A 14,771-nucleotide genomic window follows, 5' to 3' on the forward strand; every position below is an offset into this window, starting at 1 on the left:
TCCCTCGATGTCCCGTCGGGCGACCGTCAGCTCGTGGTCCGAGCCGACCGGAGGCCGCGGTAGTGCCGACGCTGGTCGGGCGCCAGGTGCTCGATGGCGTAACGCAACGTGGTGCGTGGCAGTTCGGCGGCGTGATGATCAAGGAATTCCAACAGCTCCGCACGACTGACTCGCTTACCGGCCTCACGCAGCGACCAGCCGACCGCCTTGTGGATCAGGTCATGGGAGTCGTGGATCAGGATCAGCGCGATCCGGTAGGTGTCCTCGGTCTCGCCGCGACGAATGAATTCGTGGGTGCTGATGATGGCGATCCGGCGCTCCCACAGCGACTCGGATCGGGCCAACCGATCAAGCACCGTACGGTCGCGATCGAACAGATATGCGCCGACGACCGCGCGGCAGGACAGATCGACCAGATCCCAGTTGTTGATGGAGTCGGTGTTGTCGAGGTAGCAGCGGTAGATCCGAGTCTGTTCCCGCGGGTCCGCGCGCGGGAACCGGTAGGTCATGGCCAGCAGTGTCGCGAGTCGGTGTTCGTGGATCTCGCTGCGAAGCAACGGCAGCCAGGCGTCGACGTGGAAGGGCACCCTGGCGTACGGCTTGACGATCGACCGGATGACCGGGACCTTCACGCCGCTGAACCGATCACCGAAGCCGTACTCCCCCGGGCCGGTCTTGAAGTAGCCGGCCAGGAAGGCCGCCGTCTGCGGGTCGGCCGCGGTATGGAGCGCGTCCACCACCTCCGCCGGCGGATCCGGCACTGTCATCCAGCGAGCACCCGGTCGATGATCACGGCGTCCAGCGTGTCGACGTTGTCTGCCTCCGGCTTCGGACCGGGCCTCCACCAGCGCACCGCGGCGATCTCGGCATCCGGTTCGAACAGCGGGACCGGATCGGGGTGTTCGTCGGGAAGTGTCGTCCGGTAGACGGCCACCCGCTCATCCGCTTCGCCCGGCGTCTCATACGAAGAGACCCCGACGAAGATCAACTCCTCGGCGTGCAAACCGGTCTCCTCGGTCAGTTCGCGGACCGCCGCGGCGCGCGGCGACTCGCCGGCCTCGCGAGCCCCGCCGGGCAGTTCCCAATGCTGCCGCCACCGATCGAAGACCAGCAGCACCTGGCCACCGCGCTCGACGACGACGAACGAGGCCGCGAGCACGGCGTCGTGATCATCGTCCAGGCGATCCTCGGTGGCGGGGCCGAAAGACGTCAGACGGTAACCGAAGGAGTTGCTGGCCAGGAACTGGTTTCCCATGGTCGGATCCTGACAGCATCCGCCCCCGGCCTCCACCCGATTCCCGCCTGACTCCTCCAGTGCCGCTGAATGGTTCCGTTGCATGATCAAGTGCGCGTCGTCGAGTTCCCGGAGTCCCCGCGCACCCTGGCCGAGCACCCGGACGGTGGGTTCCTAGCAGGCTGCCATCACCGGCAGGTAGTCGCCGTTGGGACCGGTCGCCGGGCCGTGCAGTGACGACGGTCGGACCCGGCGACCGCGGGCCGGCAGGGGACCCGCAAGACTGTGGTCGTAACACCGGGTCGACATCGAGGTCGCCGAGCGCTTCGGCGGAGACCGCCGCAGCGCTGCACCTCGGGCGTCGGGTTGCCGAGCGGGACCGACGGCGGCTCGTCGTGGACGGGGACGAAATGCCGGGCCTCGTCCGGAGCCGACCCGAGGCGAGGAGCGTCACCTGGTGCAAGCCAGACCCTAAGAGATTGAGGTGAAGTTCGTACCATGACCGACGAAGCCGCAGCCCCGGTGATTGCCGACGAACTGGCGGCGTCCAGCGATGTCCTGGCCCGGGATCCCTACGTGACGCTGGTCGAGGGATCGTCCTTCTGCGTGTCCACCCATGCCGGGGCGATCCAGCCGGCCGGCGCGTACGGCCTGTTCGTCCGCGACACCCGGGTGCTGTCCCGCTGGGAACTGTTCGTCGACGGTGCGCCGGTCGACCCGCTCAGCGTGGTACCCGAGGAGCCGTTCAGCTGCCGCTTCGTCGGCCGCGCACCGGCCCGCCCCGGGCATGCCGACGCCACGCTGCTGGTCGAACAGCGCCGCTTCGTCGGCCAGGGCATGCGGGAGGACATCACCCTGCACAACTACGGTCCGGAGCCGGCCGGCGTCGACCTGCTGCTGCGGATCGAGGCCGACTTCGCCGATCTGTTCGAGGTGAAGGATCGACGCAGCGCAGGTTCGGGCCGTACGGTCGGCAAGCGCTCGGTCGGCCACGACCTGGTCTTCTGGCTCGAGCACACGCCGAACGGTCGCGGGTTGCGGATCACCGCGCCGGACGGCCAGGCGAACGGGGACGGCATCGTCTTCCGCGCCATCGTGCCGGCCCACGGCCGCTGGACGACCACCGTCGAGGTGCTTCCCAGTGTCGACGGCGAGGAGATCGCGGCGGTCTTCCCCGCCGACCGCCCGGTGGAGTCCGCCCGGCCGTCGGAGCGGGTGCGCGGCTGGAACAAGGCGGCTCCCGAGATCGCCGTCGGACATCAGGGGCTCGCCCAGGCGTTGGCGATCAGCCGCCGGGATCTTGGCGCCCTGCGGATCGTCGACGGTGATCATCCCGACGATGACGTGGTCGCCGCCGGGGCTCCCTGGTTCATGGCCCTCTTCGGCCGGGACTCGCTGCTGACCAGCGCCATGATGCTGCCGTACTTCCCCGAGTTGGCCCTGGGCACGCTCCGGACCCTCGCCCGGATGCAGGGCCGCAGGGTCGACCTGATGAGCGAGGAGCAGCCGGGGAAGATCCTGCACGAGGTACGCCTCGGTGCCGATCAGTCTCTGGCGCTGGGCGGCGCCAGCGTCTACTACGGATCCATCGACTCGACTCCGCTGTTCGTCCGGTTGGTCGGTGACGCACTGGGTTGGGGATTGCCGACAGAGGCGATCCGGGAGCTGATGCCGGCCGTCGACGCGGCCATGGCCTGGATCGAGGAGTACGGCGACAGCGACGGCGACGGTTTCGTCGAGTACCAGCGCTTCACCGACCGGGGCCTGCTGCACCAGGGCTGGAAGGACAGCTTCGACTCGATCAGCTTCGCCGACGGCCGCCAGGCCAGGACGCCGATCGCCCTGGCCGAGGTGCAGGGCTACTGCTACGCGGCCTACCTGGCCCGGGCCGAACTCGCCGAAGCGTTCGGCGACGACGCAACCCGCCGCCGGTTTCAGGACCTGGCCGCCGCACTGAAACGCCGCTTCCACGAGGCGTTCTGGCTGCCTGAGCAGGGTTTCTATGCGGTCGCTCTGGACGGTGCGAAACAACGGGTGGACAGCGTCACCTCCAATATCGGGCACTGTCTGTGGACCGGGATCGTCGATGATCGAGTTGCCGGTCAGGTGGTCGAGCGGCTGATGTCGGAGGAGATGTTCACCGGATTCGGAATCCGGACCCTGTCCTCGACGGCCACCGCTTTCAACCCGGTGAGTTACCACAACGGCGCGGTCTGGCCGCACGACACCGCCCTGGTCGCCGCCGGCCTGGAGCGGTACGGGTTCCGCGCCGAGGCGGAGCAGGTGGTTGTTGCCCTGCTGGACGCGGCGGCCGCGTTCGGCGGCCGGCTGCCGGAACTGTTCTGCGGTTTCAGCCGGTCGGATGTGCCGATCCCGGTGCCCTACCCGACCTCATGTTCTCCCCAGGCCTGGGCGGCAGCTGTGCCGTTCGAGCTGATGAACATAGCACTCGGGATCCGGGCCGATCTGCCACGCGCGTCGTTCCTGCTGCGGCCGATCATGCCGGTGATCGGCAGGTTGCGGATCGACGGACTTCGGCTCGGCCCGTACGCGATGTCGATCAACGGCGACCCCGACGGCGTACGGATCACCGGACTCCCCGACGAGGTACGGTCCGGCGTCCAGTCCTGATCCACCGCTGACCCGCCCAGGACCACAAGCGGGTGACTCGCGATGGCAACCCACTGACGAGGGCAACACGCTGCCGGGCATACGCCGGGTCTTGGCCCTCCGCCGGCAGGTCAGGGCGAGTTCCCTCTCGAGATCACCGAGACAGCGATGTCGGTGCTCGTGCCTACCGTGAGTCCGGTGCATTTGTTCCAACAGGGAGGTCGAGATGAGTGGCGGGCTGACGACAGGACCAACGGGCGTTCCGGCACGACTGCCGGACGGCTACAACGACACCGGAGAACAGACACCGCTGGACTGGGCCGTCGTCCGGGTCCGGCTGGAGCAGGCCAAACACTTCTGGTTCAGCACCTCCGACGATCAGGGCGCCCCGCATGCCCGGCCGATCTGGGGAGCCTGGGTGGACGACAGGCTGTACGCCGACGGTGACGTGCACCACACCCGCTGGGGACGTGACCTGCTGGCCAACCCTCGCACCCAGGTCCATCTGGAGAGCGCCACCGAGGTGGTGATCGTCGACGGCGACTTCTCGATGACCAACGACCTGACGCCGGAGTCGTTCGCCCGGGTGCAGGGCAGCTATCTGCGACGCTATGAGAGCTACCAGCCGGAGTCCGCCGACGGGCTGTTCATGGTCAAGCCGCGGCAGGTGCTCGCCTGGACCAACTTTCCCCGCGATGTGACTCGCTTCGACTTCAGCTGATCGATCGTCGGATGGGTGCGGGCGGACCGACGACGATGGCGTTGCCAGAAGCGATCACCGAACCACGTTCTGGCCCGAAATGCCGACCACCGCTTCGGCGAACTCCAGATCGGCCTCGATCCGGTCGGCGGAAAATCCCTCCGTGATGGACCGGCGCGCCCGGTGGACGGCCCAGTGCGCCTCGTAGCTGCGTCGCAGCCCCGGGTCGAGATCGGCCAGGTCAGCATCGATCCGGCTTCTCTGGGCAGCCTGTATGGTGCTCGCCCCGATGCTGCTCCACTGCAGACCGATCAATGCGTAGCGCCGGTCGCCGCGGGCGACGCCGAAGTTCCAGTCGACGACGCCGCTGACCCGGCCGGAGTCGTCGAACAGGACGTTGCCCGGCGTGTAATCGGTGTGGACCAGGTCCTTCCCGCCCATCCGCAGCGGCCGGCCCCCGTCCACCGCTCGCAGCGCACTGAGCAGCCGTCGGCCGCGCCGGCTGCGGCCGATCGTGGTTTCGAAGCCGCCGTACCCGGGTCCGTCGACAGGGAATGCCGCAGGTGGCGGGACCTCCGGATGATCATGGAGCAGTCCGGCGAACCGGTTGTTCGCCGCAACGAACTCCTCCGCGGTCGTCGTGTCCAGTCGCTCCGCATGCCGGCCGGGTAACCGTTCCTGCACGACGGCGAGGTAGCCGTCGGACAGTTCCAGCACCAGTTGATGGGCAGGGACCGGAAGACCGGCCGCCCGTGCCTCGTTCAGCACGGCCGCCGTCAACTGCATCATCGACAGCGGCGTTCGCGAACGGGTGAGCGCCGAACGTCGTCCGTCGGGCCAGTCGACGAAGGCGGCGCTGCTGACGCCGCCCACCTGGTCGGCCAGCCCGGTCAGCACCAGGCCACTGCCGGTCCGGGCGTTGATCTCCTCGACCACCGCGGTCGGCGCCCAGGGATTCTCCGAGAGCCTGAACTCGATCGGATATGCCATCTGTTGTGCCCCTTCCTGCGTTTCGGAGGGGCGCCCTTGAGGCCTGCCTCGCGCAGCGTGCCTCGCCGCGACGACGAGCCGCAACCGATATCGGGTCAGCGGCGCCAGGTGTACGGCGTGGTGGTCGACACCTTGACCAGCCCGGACCGTTCGAGGATCGGTCGGGAGTATTCGGTCGAATCGCTGTGGATGAATGTCTTGCCGATCCGGAGCGCCGACCTGGCCCGTTCGGCGGTGAGTGCCCGGTAGATGCCACGCCCCCGCCATTCCGGCCGGGTGGCGCCGCCCCAGATGCCGGCGAAGTCCGTTCCCGCGACCGGTTCCAGGCGGCCGCAGCTGATCATCTGTCCGGCCACCTCGGCGACCCAGATCTCCCAGTCGGGCCAGCGTTGCATGCCACGCAGGACGGCGGTGGCACGGTGGTCCGAAACCGGGTCGCCGAACACCTCGTCGGCCATCGCGCTCATCGCTCGGACATCGGCTTCGGCGGTGATCCTGCGCAGCATGACACCCTCGGGAAGTGCTACGTCGACAGCAAGGCCGGCTGCCGCGCCGACCATGATCGACTCGGGTTCCTCGGGAACGAATCCATGATCGGCCAGTGCCTCGTCTAGCCCCGGAGCCCGATCATGTCCGCGGGTCTTCCATTCCACGCTGCTGATCTCCGGCAGCCGCCGGTAGTGGTCGACGACCTGACCGACCCAGCCCCGGATGGTCACCTCGTCCGCACCGTGCAGACCCGGGTAGGTGACGAACCCACGACCTCCGGCGAAGGTCACCAGGCGCAGCGGACCCAGGCGTACGACCTCGGTCGCGTTGGGCGTTTCGGCATCGGTCCGGAGTTGTTCGTCGTACGCCTTGAGCAGCACAGCGGGATCCGGCACGGCGGCGGGCCCCACGCCTAGATGCCGGCGTAGGAGTGCAGACCGGCGAAGAGCAGGTTGACCCCGATGAAGTTGAACCAGAAGACGGCCAGGCCGAGGATCGCGATCATGGCGGCCCGGGTGCCCTTCCAGCCCGCTGTCGAACGGGCATGCAGGTAACAGGCGAAGATCACCCAGGTGACCAGGGCCCAGGTCTCCTTGGGATCCCAGCCCCAGTAGCGTCCCCAGGCGTACTCGGCCCAGACCGCCCCGGCGGCGATGGTGAAGGTCCACAGCGGGAAGGCGAAGGCGAGCACCCGGTAGGCGATCACGTCCATCCGCCGGGCATCCGGCAACCGGCCGAGCACGGATCCGACGGTGACCTTCTCCTCGGCGCGCTTCTTGATCAGGTAGAGGATCGAGATCAGTCCGCCGATGTTGAACGCCGACCCGCTGATCGCTGCGGCGGTGATGTGGATGATGAACCAGACCGAGTGCAGCGCAGGCACCAGCGGCGCCACGGCGACGTAGAAGACGGTGATCGCCAGCCCGTTGCCGACCGTCGCCAGCAGGGTGACGGGCAGGCCAAGCCACCGCATGCCCATTCGGGCCAGCACCAGGTAGGCGGCGACGATGATCACCATCGCCATCGTGGTGAACTCGAACATGTTGCCCAGCGGCCAGCGACCTGCCGCGATGCCCCGCGCGACGACGCCGGCGATGGCGCAGGCCAGGCCGATCATGGTGAAGGACAGGCCCAGCCGGCCGAAGGTTTCCGAGCGCTGCCGCGGGGTGAGCGGTGCCGACCGCTCACTGACCGCCGGCGCGGAATCGGTGTTGGGCGCTTCCGGCCCGACCTCGGTTCCGCCGGCGCCGACCAACGCCGGTTCGCGGACGGGTTCGATCTGGTCGTTCTTGATCTTGCGGGCCGACGCCCATTCCACGGTGTGCATGGAGAAGGCGAGCAGATAGATCACCACCGAGGTGACCAGCGCGAGGCTGGAGAAGGTCTGAGCGGTCATGTCGTCTCCTCCGTACGGAGTCCCTTGTTCCTCACGACGTCGTCGAGAAGGTCGGCCAGGTCCTCCTGTAGTCCGGTCCTGGCATCGGCACGATCCAGGCCGGCGATCTCGAACACAGTACTACCTTTCGTAGTACGCAGCCGAGCCCAGACCCTGCGGGGTCTGATGAACAGCGAGAAGCACAGGCCGAGCACGGCGCAGCCGATGGCGACGATCGCGATGTAGACGCCGGGGCTGTCGCCCACCTGCAGCTTGATCCAGCGCTGCACGCCGTCGAGTTGGATCGATCCGCCGCCGGGCAGCTTCTGCACATAGCCGGGCCGGAGGATGAACCGCAGCGGCTGGCCCGGCTTCTTGGGATCCATGATCTGCGTCATGCCGGTCTTGTCCAGCGTGTAGACACTCTCCGGCACACCGGTTTCCGGCCCGGGTCTGCCGGACCAGGCGTTCAGGAACAGCTGGGGATTGTAGAGACCGGGGAAGACCGAATGCGGGCCGGTGTTGTCGATCACTGCGCTGGGCAGGAACAGCCCCTCGAAGCCGAAGCGTTCGGGCCGCGCGTCCGGCGCCTTGATCGCCCCGGCGGAGGTGAAGTTGCCGTCCTGCGGCAGGAAGATGACCGGTCCGGAGTAGGCGACATTGCCGTTGCCGTCCTTGACCGTGACCACCGGCGCGTAGCCCCAGGCGACCAGATGAACCGTGCTGCCGTTGATGTGCAACGGATGATTGACCTGGATGGTCGCGTTGTGCGGCTTCTGCCCCGGCGCGTCGGTGACGGTGACGTTGGCCTTGAACTCCCGTGCCGCGCCGCGCTGGACCGCGCCCGTCTCGAACTTCACGTCGAAGGAGTTGACCTTGATGCTGAACGGTGTCAGCGACTTCTCGTTGAAGAGCGGCCCGGCCTTGAAGTCGTCGTACTGGGCGAGGTTGTTGGCGAACCCGTTGCCGACGACCACGGAACTGGTGCCGCGGAAGTTGGTCAGCCAGACGACGGCGACACCGACCAGCACGAACACCAGGCTGATGTGGAACAACAGGTTGCCGGCCTCGCGGAGGTAGCCGCGCTCTGCCGACACCGAGCCGTCGGCATGGCGTACCACCCGGTAGCGGCGGCGTTTCAGTCCGGCTGCGACCCGACCGATCACGGCGTCGTCGGCACCGGGCAGGTCCGCCGAGACGTAGGCGGGCATCCGGTGCAGGTACCGGGGAGTCCGCGGCGGCCGGGCACGCAGGGCCCTGAGGTAGACCGCGACGCGCGGAATGATGCAGCCGATCAGGCTGATGAACAGCAGTAGGTAGATCGCCGAGAACCATGGCGAGGTGTAGACGTTGAACAGCCCGACCTTGTCATAGATCGGCCCCAGCGTCTTGTGCTGGTCGAGGAACAGGTTCACCTGGACCGGGGAGATGCTCTCCTGAGGCACGAGAGATCCCGGGATGGCGGCCAGCGCGAGCAGGAAGAGCAGACCGAGCGCCGTACGCATCGTGGTCAGCTGGGTCCAGATGAAGCGCAGCCCGCCGAGGAAGCCGAGCGCCGGCGCAGCCGCAGAGCGGTGCTTCGGGCGAGACTCCTCCGACCCGGCGATCACCTCCGGCGCGTCCGCTGCCCGGTCGTCGGTTGTTTCTTCGGTCCTGGTGTCGCTCATGATCAGATCCCCGGTACGAAGTTGCCGGCCCAGCTGACCACGCGCAGCATCAACCGGTTCCAGAATCCGGTGACCAGCAGCAGGCCGACGATGATCATTCCGATACCGCCGATCCGCATCACCGCCTGTTGGTGCCGCCGGATCCGTCCGATTCCGTTGGCGAGCCGGCCGTAGGCCAGCCCCGCAACGACGAACGGCACGCCGAGGCCCAGCGCGAAAACGCCCGCAAGGATCGCGCCGCGCAGCGCGGTCCCCTCGTTCAGCGCCAGGGTCAGTACGGCGCCGAGGGTCGGCCCGATGCAGGGCGTCCAGCCCAGGGCGAAGACGATTCCGACCAGGGGCGCGGCGGCGACCCCGATCGCCGGAACGGAGGACAGGCGCAGGTCCCGCCGGCCGAACTTGATCACCCCGGCGAACATCAGGCCGAGCAGAATGATCACCACACCGAGGATCCGGCCGATCAGGTCACTTCTGGCGTACAGCAGGCCGCCGACCCGGCCCGCGATCACACCGGTGCCGACGAACACCGCTGCGATGCCCAACACGAAGAGGCTGGTTCCTGCCAGGATGCGGCCGCGGTGTCGCCCACCGCCCTCGATCACCTCGGCTGCGCTGAGTCCGGAGGCGTAGGTCAGATATCCCGGTAGCAGAGGCAGCACGCACGGTGAGAAGAAGGAGACCAGGCCGGCGATCAGAGCGACCGGGATGGCCAGCACCATGGTGCCTCCGACGGCCGATGCCGCCCAATCCCCGATGTCCAAGGGATCCATGATCACCACCCGCTCATTTGCCGGCCGCCACGTCGTCGACGATGTCGACCAGGGTGTCCGTGCTGATGGTGCCGAGGATCCGCACGGCCAACCGGCCCTGTTCGTCAATCACCAGGGTCGACGGGATCGCACTGGGAGGGAGGTTGTCGAATTTGACCACCTGGCTGCCGTCCGGGTCGTAGATGCTGGGATAGGTGATCTTGTGGGCCCGCAGGAACGCCTGGGGTGCCGCTTTCGCCGGGTCGCGGCTGTTGATGCCGATGAACTGTGCCTTGGCGCCGAGCTTGTCACTGGCCGTCTGCAGGTCCGGCGCTTCCTTGCGGCAGGGTGGGCACCACGAGCCCCAGACGTTGATCACCAGCACCTTGCCGGCATAGTCCGCGCTGTCGATCGTCTTTCCGTCGGTCAGCGACGGGCCGCTGATCACCGGTGCCTTCACCCGCTTGGCGACGGGTACCCGGGTGAGTTGTTGATCATGACCGACGTACCCGTTCTCGGTGCCGGTCTGGGCATCCCGGCCGGCGGAGTCGGTGCTGCAACCGGAGATCACCAGCAGGGCGCTGATGATCACCGCGGCGGCGGCCGTGAGCGAGCGGAGGCGGACGGACATCAGGCTCCGGCGACGAACTTCTTCGACCTGTGGTCAGGCAGCAACTCGGCAGCCGGTTCGCGATACTCGATCCCGGTGATCCGGCCGTCCCGCAGGATGAAGGTGGTGATGCTGGCCAGGCTGCATTGGCGCTTGCGCGGATCGTGGGCGAAGCGACGACCCTCGACGTCCAGCCGGGCGATCCAGATCGGCAACTGGTGGGACACGACCAGCGCCTCGTGTCCCTCGGCCTGCTCGGCCGCATCGTGGATGGCCACCCGCATCCGGGTCGCGATCTCGGTGTACGGCTCACCCCAGGTGGGCTTGAACGGGTTGCGGAAGTAGAGCCAGTATCGCGGATTGGTGAACGCGGAGTTCTTCGATCCGTCGAACCGTCGGCCCTGGAGATAGTTCTCCGCCTCGATCACCCTGCCATCGGTGATCACCGGCACGTCGAAGTTGGCCGCGATCGGCGTCATCGTCTCCTGGGCACGTTCCAGCGGGGAGCAACGCAGATGGACGATGTCCCAGTCCTTGACCGCCGACGCGACGAGGTCAGCCATCTGTCGACCGACCTCGGACAGGTGGAAGTCCGGCAGGCGGCCGTACAGAACGCCGGTCGGGTTCTCCACCAGACCGTGCCGCACCAGATGGACCAGTGTCTTGGTCGATTCGCTCATCGTCTCCTGCCCGTTCGGTCCGCGCGTCAGTCGTGTTGGGCCGACTGTGCCGCGGCCTCGGCGGCACGCGGCAACGCCGCAACGATACGGTCCAGCGCGGCGGAATCGTGAGCCGCCGACAGGAACCAGCCCTCGAACGCGCTCGGTGGCAGGTAGACGCCGTCGTCGAGCATGGAGTGGAAGAAGGCCTTGTACGCCTCGACCGACTGCGCCTGGGCAGCGGCGTAGTCGGGCACGGCAGTCACACCCTCGGCCACGAAGAAGACGCTGAACAAGTTCCCGGATCCGGACACGAGGTGCGGGACGCCAGCCTTGTCCAAGGCGGCGTGCACCTCGGCCTTGAGTTGTTCGGCGGCCTTGTCGACGGTCTGGTAGACGTCCTCGGTGGCCAGCCGCAGCGTGGCCAGGCCGGCCGCGGTCGCCACGGGATTGCCCGACAGCGTGCCGGCCTGGTACACCGAGCCGACCGGCGCCAGATGCGCCATGATGTCGGCCCGGCCGCCGAAGGCCGCGGCCGGGAAGCCGCCGCCCATCACCTTGCCGAAGGTCATCAGGTCGCCCCCGATGCCGTCCAGCCCGTACTGCCCGGACCTGCTGACCCGGAAACCGGTCATCACCTCGTCGGAGATGAACAGTGCACCGTGCTCGTGGCAGATGTCGGCCAGGAACCGGTTGAAGCCGATGCCGTCCCGGGTTCCCGGCTCGATGACGCCCATGTTGCCCGGCGCCGCCTCGGTGATCAGGCAGGCGATCTGCTCACCGAAGGTGGCGAACGCCTCGCGGACCGCCTCCCGGTCGTTGTAGGCCACGACGATGGTGTCGGCCGTTGTTCCGGCCGTGACGCCCGGAGTGCCCGGGATGCCCAGCGTGGCCACTCCGGAACCGGCCGAGGCCAGCAGCGAGTCCACGTGCCCGTGATAACAGCCGGCGAACTTGATGATCTTGTCCCGGCCGGTGAAGCCCCGGGCCAGCCGGATGGCGCTGAGCGTCGCCTCGGTTCCGGAGTTGACCAGGCGGACCTGGTCGACCGGTGTCCGGTCGATGATCTCGGCGGCGAGCTCGACCTCGGCTTCGGTGGGAGCTCCGAACGAGGTGCCGCGCTGGGCGGCGTCGGCAACGGCCGACAGGACCTCGGGGTGGGCGTGGCCGAGCAGCATCGGACCCCAGGAGCAGACCAGGTCGACGTACTCGTTGCCGTCGACGTCGGTCAGATAGGCGCCCTTGGCCTGTCTGATGAACCTGGGGGTACCGCCGACCGCGAGGAAGGCGCGTACCGGTGAATTCACGCCTCCCGGCGTGACGGTTCGGGCGCGCTCGAAGGCGGCCGCGGAACGATCGACGTTCATCGTTGCAACTCCGGTCTGGTCGCGTACTCCAAAGCCCAGTAGGTCAAGATGATGTCCGCGCCGGCCCGGCGGATCGAGGTCAAGGTCTCAGTGATCGCCGCGTCCCGGTCGATCCAGCCGCGTTCGGCGGCCGCTTCCACCATCGAGTACTCGCCGGAGATGTTGTACGCCGCAACCGGCACGTCGACCGTGTCGGCGATCCGGGCGATCACGTCCAGATAGCTGAGCGCCGGCTTGATCATCACGATGTCCGCGCCCTGATCAAGATCGAGCCGGACCTCGCGCAACGCCTCGCGGACGTTGGCCAGGTCCTGCTGGTAGGTCCTGCGGTCCCCTTGTAGTGAGGGAGGCCACCGCCTCACGGAACGGGCCGTAATAGGACGAGGAGTACTTCGCTGCGTAGGCCAGGATCCCGGTGTCGATGTGACCGGCCTGATCGAGTGCTTGGCGGATCGCGGCCACCTGGCCGTCCATCATGCCGCTGGGCCCGACCAGGTGTGCGCCGGCCTCGGCGTGCATGACCGCCATCCGGGCGTAGAGCTCGACAGTGGCGTCGTTGTCGACGGTGCCGGCCTCTGTCAACACCCCGCAGTGTCCGTGGTCGGTGAACTCGTCCAGGCAGACGTCACTCATCACCAACAGGTCGTCGCCGACCTCGGCCCGGACCGCGGCGATCGCCAGGTTGAGGATGCCGTCCTCGGCCAGTGCTTGCGAGCCGGTGGCGTCCTTCTTGTCCGGCAGCGGCACGCCGAACAGCATGATCCCGGCCAGTCCGGCCCGAGCGCTGTCGTGCGCCAGCTTCTTGATCGATTCCAGGCTGTGTTGATCAACACCGGGCATCGATCCGATCGGCCGAGGATCGGCGAGTCCCTCCGCGACGAACGCCGGCAGGATCAGTTGCCGCGGCTGGACAGTCGTCTCGGCGACCATCCGGCGGGTGACGGGGTTGGCGCGCAACCGGCGCGGCCGGTCGGGAAGGTTCAAACCAGGCATGACAGGCACGAGTTTACGACCCGACGTAGTAGTCGCCTCATCGCGTACCGCGCCGGTCGGTCGTTCCCGCGTCGACGGCAGCGTGACGGCCGATGAGATATAACGGCTGTTATTCTCCGGTGGTAACACCTGAGGAGTTGTCGATGACTTCGTACGCCCTGTTCGCGGCGGTATTCCTTGCCTGCCTGGTCGAGGCTGTCGAGGCGACCACGATCGTCGTTGCGGCCGGCGCCAGCCGCAACTGGCGATCCGCCCTGACCGGCACTGTCGCGGCCGTGGTCGTGCTCGCGGTGATCGTCGCCGCCGCCGGTCCGGCGATCATGATGTTGCCGCTCGCGGTCCTGCGGGTGGTGATCGGCGGCCTGCTGTTGGTCTTCGGGCTGCAGTGGCTCCGCAAGGCGGTACTCCGGGCCGCCGGGGTCAAGGCGCTGCACGACGAGGACGCGATCTACCGGCGGGAGGTCGCCGCCGCATCCGCGGCCGCATCAACCCGCAGGGCCGGCGTCTCCGACTGGTACGCCTTCACGCTGTCGTTCAAGGGCGTCCTGTTGGAGGGTCTCGAGGTCGTCTTCATCGTGCTGACCTTCGCCACCAACCAGGGCAATCTCCCGGTCGCGGTCGTCGCCGCCGCGGCCGCGGTGTTGGTCGTGGTGACGATGGGAGTGATCGTTCGCGGTCCGCTGGCCCGGGTCCCTGAGAACGCGCTCAAGTTCGTCGTCGGCGTGATGCTCACCTCCTTCGGACTCTTCTGGGGCGCCCAGGGGGTCGGCGCCGACTGGCCGGGATCGGATGGGGCGCTGTTGATCATCGCTCCCGGTGTACTGGTCTTCTGCCTGCTGATGACCCTGGCCTTCCGGCGCCGACACGCCGCGGCTGTCGTGACCAGCACACCGGCCACTGGGCAGCCGACCACCACCAGGTCAGTCGTCGAGACGTCCACCGCGTCCACCGCGACCGCCACGGCGACCCGGACCGAACCCGGCCGGCTCGCCCGCTTCGGGCTGTTCTGGTACGACTTCGTGATCGGCGACGACTGGCAGATCGCCGCCGGCGTCGCCATCGCGTTGATCATCACCGGACTGGCAGCGGGTTGGACCGCAGCGTGGCTGATCCCGGTCGTCGTTGTCGCGTTCTTGATCCCGTACGGCACCGCACGGGCCGCCCGCAGCTGATCTTCGTCGGCGGACCTCCCCCGCTCGGGGATGAGGTCCGCGCTCCGCTCACTCGGTCTGCGCGCCCGCGCCGCCGCGAGTTCGCGCCACGTGTTACCAAGTCCACGCTCCAGGGGCTGGGGCGCGGCGAATTCGTGCCACGTGTTACCAAATCCA

General features: G+C 67.9%; 13 protein-coding genes and 1 pseudogene. 3 read left to right on the forward strand and 11 right to left on the reverse strand.

Translation table 11 applies throughout. The annotated features are described in order from the left end of the window. Positions 1–26 precede the first annotated feature (26 nt). Both GJV80_RS14320 and GJV80_RS14325 read right to left on the reverse strand, forming a co-directional pair. Positions 27–767 (reverse strand): DNA alkylation repair protein, encoded by a 741-nt coding sequence (locus GJV80_RS14320; RefSeq protein WP_154688478.1) that lies wholly within the window; start codon positions 765–767, stop codon positions 27–29. Continuing rightward, positions 764–1,255 carry an NUDIX hydrolase gene (locus GJV80_RS14325; RefSeq protein ID WP_195908931.1) on the reverse strand — a complete coding sequence of 164 codons (492 nt, stop codon included), beginning with the start codon at positions 1,253–1,255 and terminating at the stop codon, positions 764–766. Before GJV80_RS14325 ends, GJV80_RS14320 begins: the two co-directional genes overlap by 4 nt. Positions 1,256–1,732: 477 nt before the next feature. Between GJV80_RS14325 and GJV80_RS14330 the strand changes: the two genes are divergently transcribed. Together GJV80_RS14330 and GJV80_RS14335 are read left to right on the forward strand one after the other, a co-directional pair. Then, positions 1,733–3,865, forward strand: coding sequence for a glycogen debranching N-terminal domain-containing protein (locus GJV80_RS14330; protein ID WP_154688480.1), 2,133 nt, complete (start codon positions 1,733–1,735; stop codon positions 3,863–3,865). Positions 3,866–4,070: 205 nt separating this feature from the next. Next, positions 4,071–4,565 (forward strand): pyridoxamine 5'-phosphate oxidase family protein, encoded by a 495-nt coding sequence (locus GJV80_RS14335; RefSeq protein ID WP_154688481.1) that lies wholly within the window; start codon positions 4,071–4,073, stop codon positions 4,563–4,565. A 54-nt stretch (positions 4,566–4,619) separates the two neighbouring features. Here the strand turns inward: GJV80_RS14335 and GJV80_RS14340 are convergent, their stop codons facing one another. The 9 genes and pseudogenes from GJV80_RS14340 to hemB all read right to left on the reverse strand — a co-directional run bounded on the left by GJV80_RS14340 (position 4,620) and on the right by hemB (position 13,443). Beyond that, positions 4,620–5,534, reverse strand: a complete 915-nt coding sequence (locus GJV80_RS14340) for an aminoglycoside phosphotransferase family protein (RefSeq protein ID WP_154688482.1) — start codon at positions 5,532–5,534, stop codon at positions 4,620–4,622. Between the two features lie 95 nt (positions 5,535–5,629). Continuing rightward, positions 5,630–6,433, reverse strand: a complete 804-nt coding sequence (locus GJV80_RS14345; RefSeq protein WP_230207701.1) for a GNAT family N-acetyltransferase — start codon at positions 6,431–6,433, stop codon at positions 5,630–5,632. Between the two features lie 2 nt (positions 6,434–6,435). Beyond that, entirely contained in the window at positions 6,436–7,419 is a 984-nt protein-coding gene (gene ccsB / locus GJV80_RS14350) for a c-type cytochrome biogenesis protein CcsB (protein ID WP_154688483.1), read from the reverse strand. Continuing rightward, positions 7,416–9,065 carry a cytochrome c biogenesis protein ResB gene (locus GJV80_RS14355; protein ID WP_154688484.1) on the reverse strand — a complete coding sequence of 550 codons (1,650 nt, stop codon included), beginning with the start codon at positions 9,063–9,065 and terminating at the stop codon, positions 7,416–7,418. The genes ccsB and GJV80_RS14355 overlap by 4 nt, the downstream gene beginning before the upstream one ends. A 2-nt stretch (positions 9,066–9,067) precedes the next feature. After that, entirely contained in the window at positions 9,068–9,784 is a 717-nt protein-coding gene (locus tag GJV80_RS14360; RefSeq protein ID WP_230208416.1) for a cytochrome c biogenesis CcdA family protein, read from the reverse strand. 64 nt (positions 9,785–9,848) lie between these two features. Beyond that, a complete protein-coding gene (locus GJV80_RS14365; protein WP_154688485.1) occupies positions 9,849–10,445 on the reverse strand; it encodes a TlpA disulfide reductase family protein in 597 nt (198 codons plus the stop codon). Next, on the reverse strand, positions 10,445–11,104 hold the full coding sequence (locus GJV80_RS14370) for a histidine phosphatase family protein (RefSeq protein ID WP_154688486.1): 660 nt from the start codon (positions 11,102–11,104) through the stop codon (positions 10,445–10,447). The genes GJV80_RS14365 and GJV80_RS14370 overlap by 1 nt, the downstream gene beginning before the upstream one ends. Before the next feature lie 26 nt (positions 11,105–11,130). Further along, complete coding sequence (hemL, locus tag GJV80_RS14375; protein ID WP_154688487.1) at positions 11,131–12,450, reverse strand: glutamate-1-semialdehyde 2,1-aminomutase; 1,320 nt, start codon at positions 12,448–12,450, stop codon at positions 11,131–11,133. Further along, a pseudogene (gene hemB, locus GJV80_RS14380) lies at positions 12,447–13,443 on the reverse strand (porphobilinogen synthase). Before hemB ends, hemL begins: the two are co-directional and overlap by 4 nt. 143 nt (positions 13,444–13,586) lie before the next feature. Here hemB and GJV80_RS14385 point away from each other — a divergent pair. Further along, positions 13,587–14,615 (forward strand): COG4280 domain-containing protein, encoded by a 1,029-nt coding sequence (locus GJV80_RS14385; RefSeq protein ID WP_195909365.1) that lies wholly within the window; start codon positions 13,587–13,589, stop codon positions 14,613–14,615. Positions 14,616–14,771: the final 156 nt, after the last annotated feature.

Source organism: Microlunatus sp. Gsoil 973 (assembly GCF_009707365.1).
Classification (GTDB): Bacteria; Actinomycetota; Actinomycetes; order Propionibacteriales; family Propionibacteriaceae; genus Microlunatus.

Bases quoted from the DNA above. Each gene is read 5' to 3' on its own strand.
- GJV80_RS14320 (WP_154688478.1), bottom strand. From the start codon at position 767: ATGACAGTGCCGGATCCGCCGGCGGAGGTGGTGGACGCGCTCCATACC.
- GJV80_RS14325 (WP_195908931.1), bottom strand. From the start codon at position 1,255: ATGGGAAACCAGTTCCTGGCCAGCAACTCCTTCGGTTACCGTCTGACG.
- GJV80_RS14330 (WP_154688480.1), top strand. From the start codon at position 1,733: ATGACCGACGAAGCCGCAGCCCCGGTGATTGCCGACGAACTGGCGGCG.
- GJV80_RS14335 (WP_154688481.1), top strand. From the start codon at position 4,071: ATGAGTGGCGGGCTGACGACAGGACCAACGGGCGTTCCGGCACGACTG.
- GJV80_RS14340 (WP_154688482.1), bottom strand. From the start codon at position 5,534: ATGGCATATCCGATCGAGTTCAGGCTCTCGGAGAATCCCTGGGCGCCG.
- ccsB (WP_154688483.1), bottom strand. From the start codon at position 7,419: ATGACCGCTCAGACCTTCTCCAGCCTCGCGCTGGTCACCTCGGTGGTG.
- GJV80_RS14355 (WP_154688484.1), bottom strand. From the start codon at position 9,065: ATGAGCGACACCAGGACCGAAGAAACAACCGACGACCGGGCAGCGGAC.
- GJV80_RS14360 (WP_230208416.1), bottom strand. From the start codon at position 9,784: ATGGTGCTGGCCATCCCGGTCGCTCTGATCGCCGGCCTGGTCTCCTTC.
- GJV80_RS14365 (WP_154688485.1), bottom strand. From the start codon at position 10,445: ATGTCCGTCCGCCTCCGCTCGCTCACGGCCGCCGCCGCGGTGATCATC.
- GJV80_RS14370 (WP_154688486.1), bottom strand. From the start codon at position 11,104: ATGAGCGAATCGACCAAGACACTGGTCCATCTGGTGCGGCACGGTCTG.
- hemL (WP_154688487.1), bottom strand. From the start codon at position 12,450: ATGAACGTCGATCGTTCCGCGGCCGCCTTCGAGCGCGCCCGAACCGTC.
- GJV80_RS14385 (WP_195909365.1), top strand. From the start codon at position 13,587: ATGACTTCGTACGCCCTGTTCGCGGCGGTATTCCTTGCCTGCCTGGTC.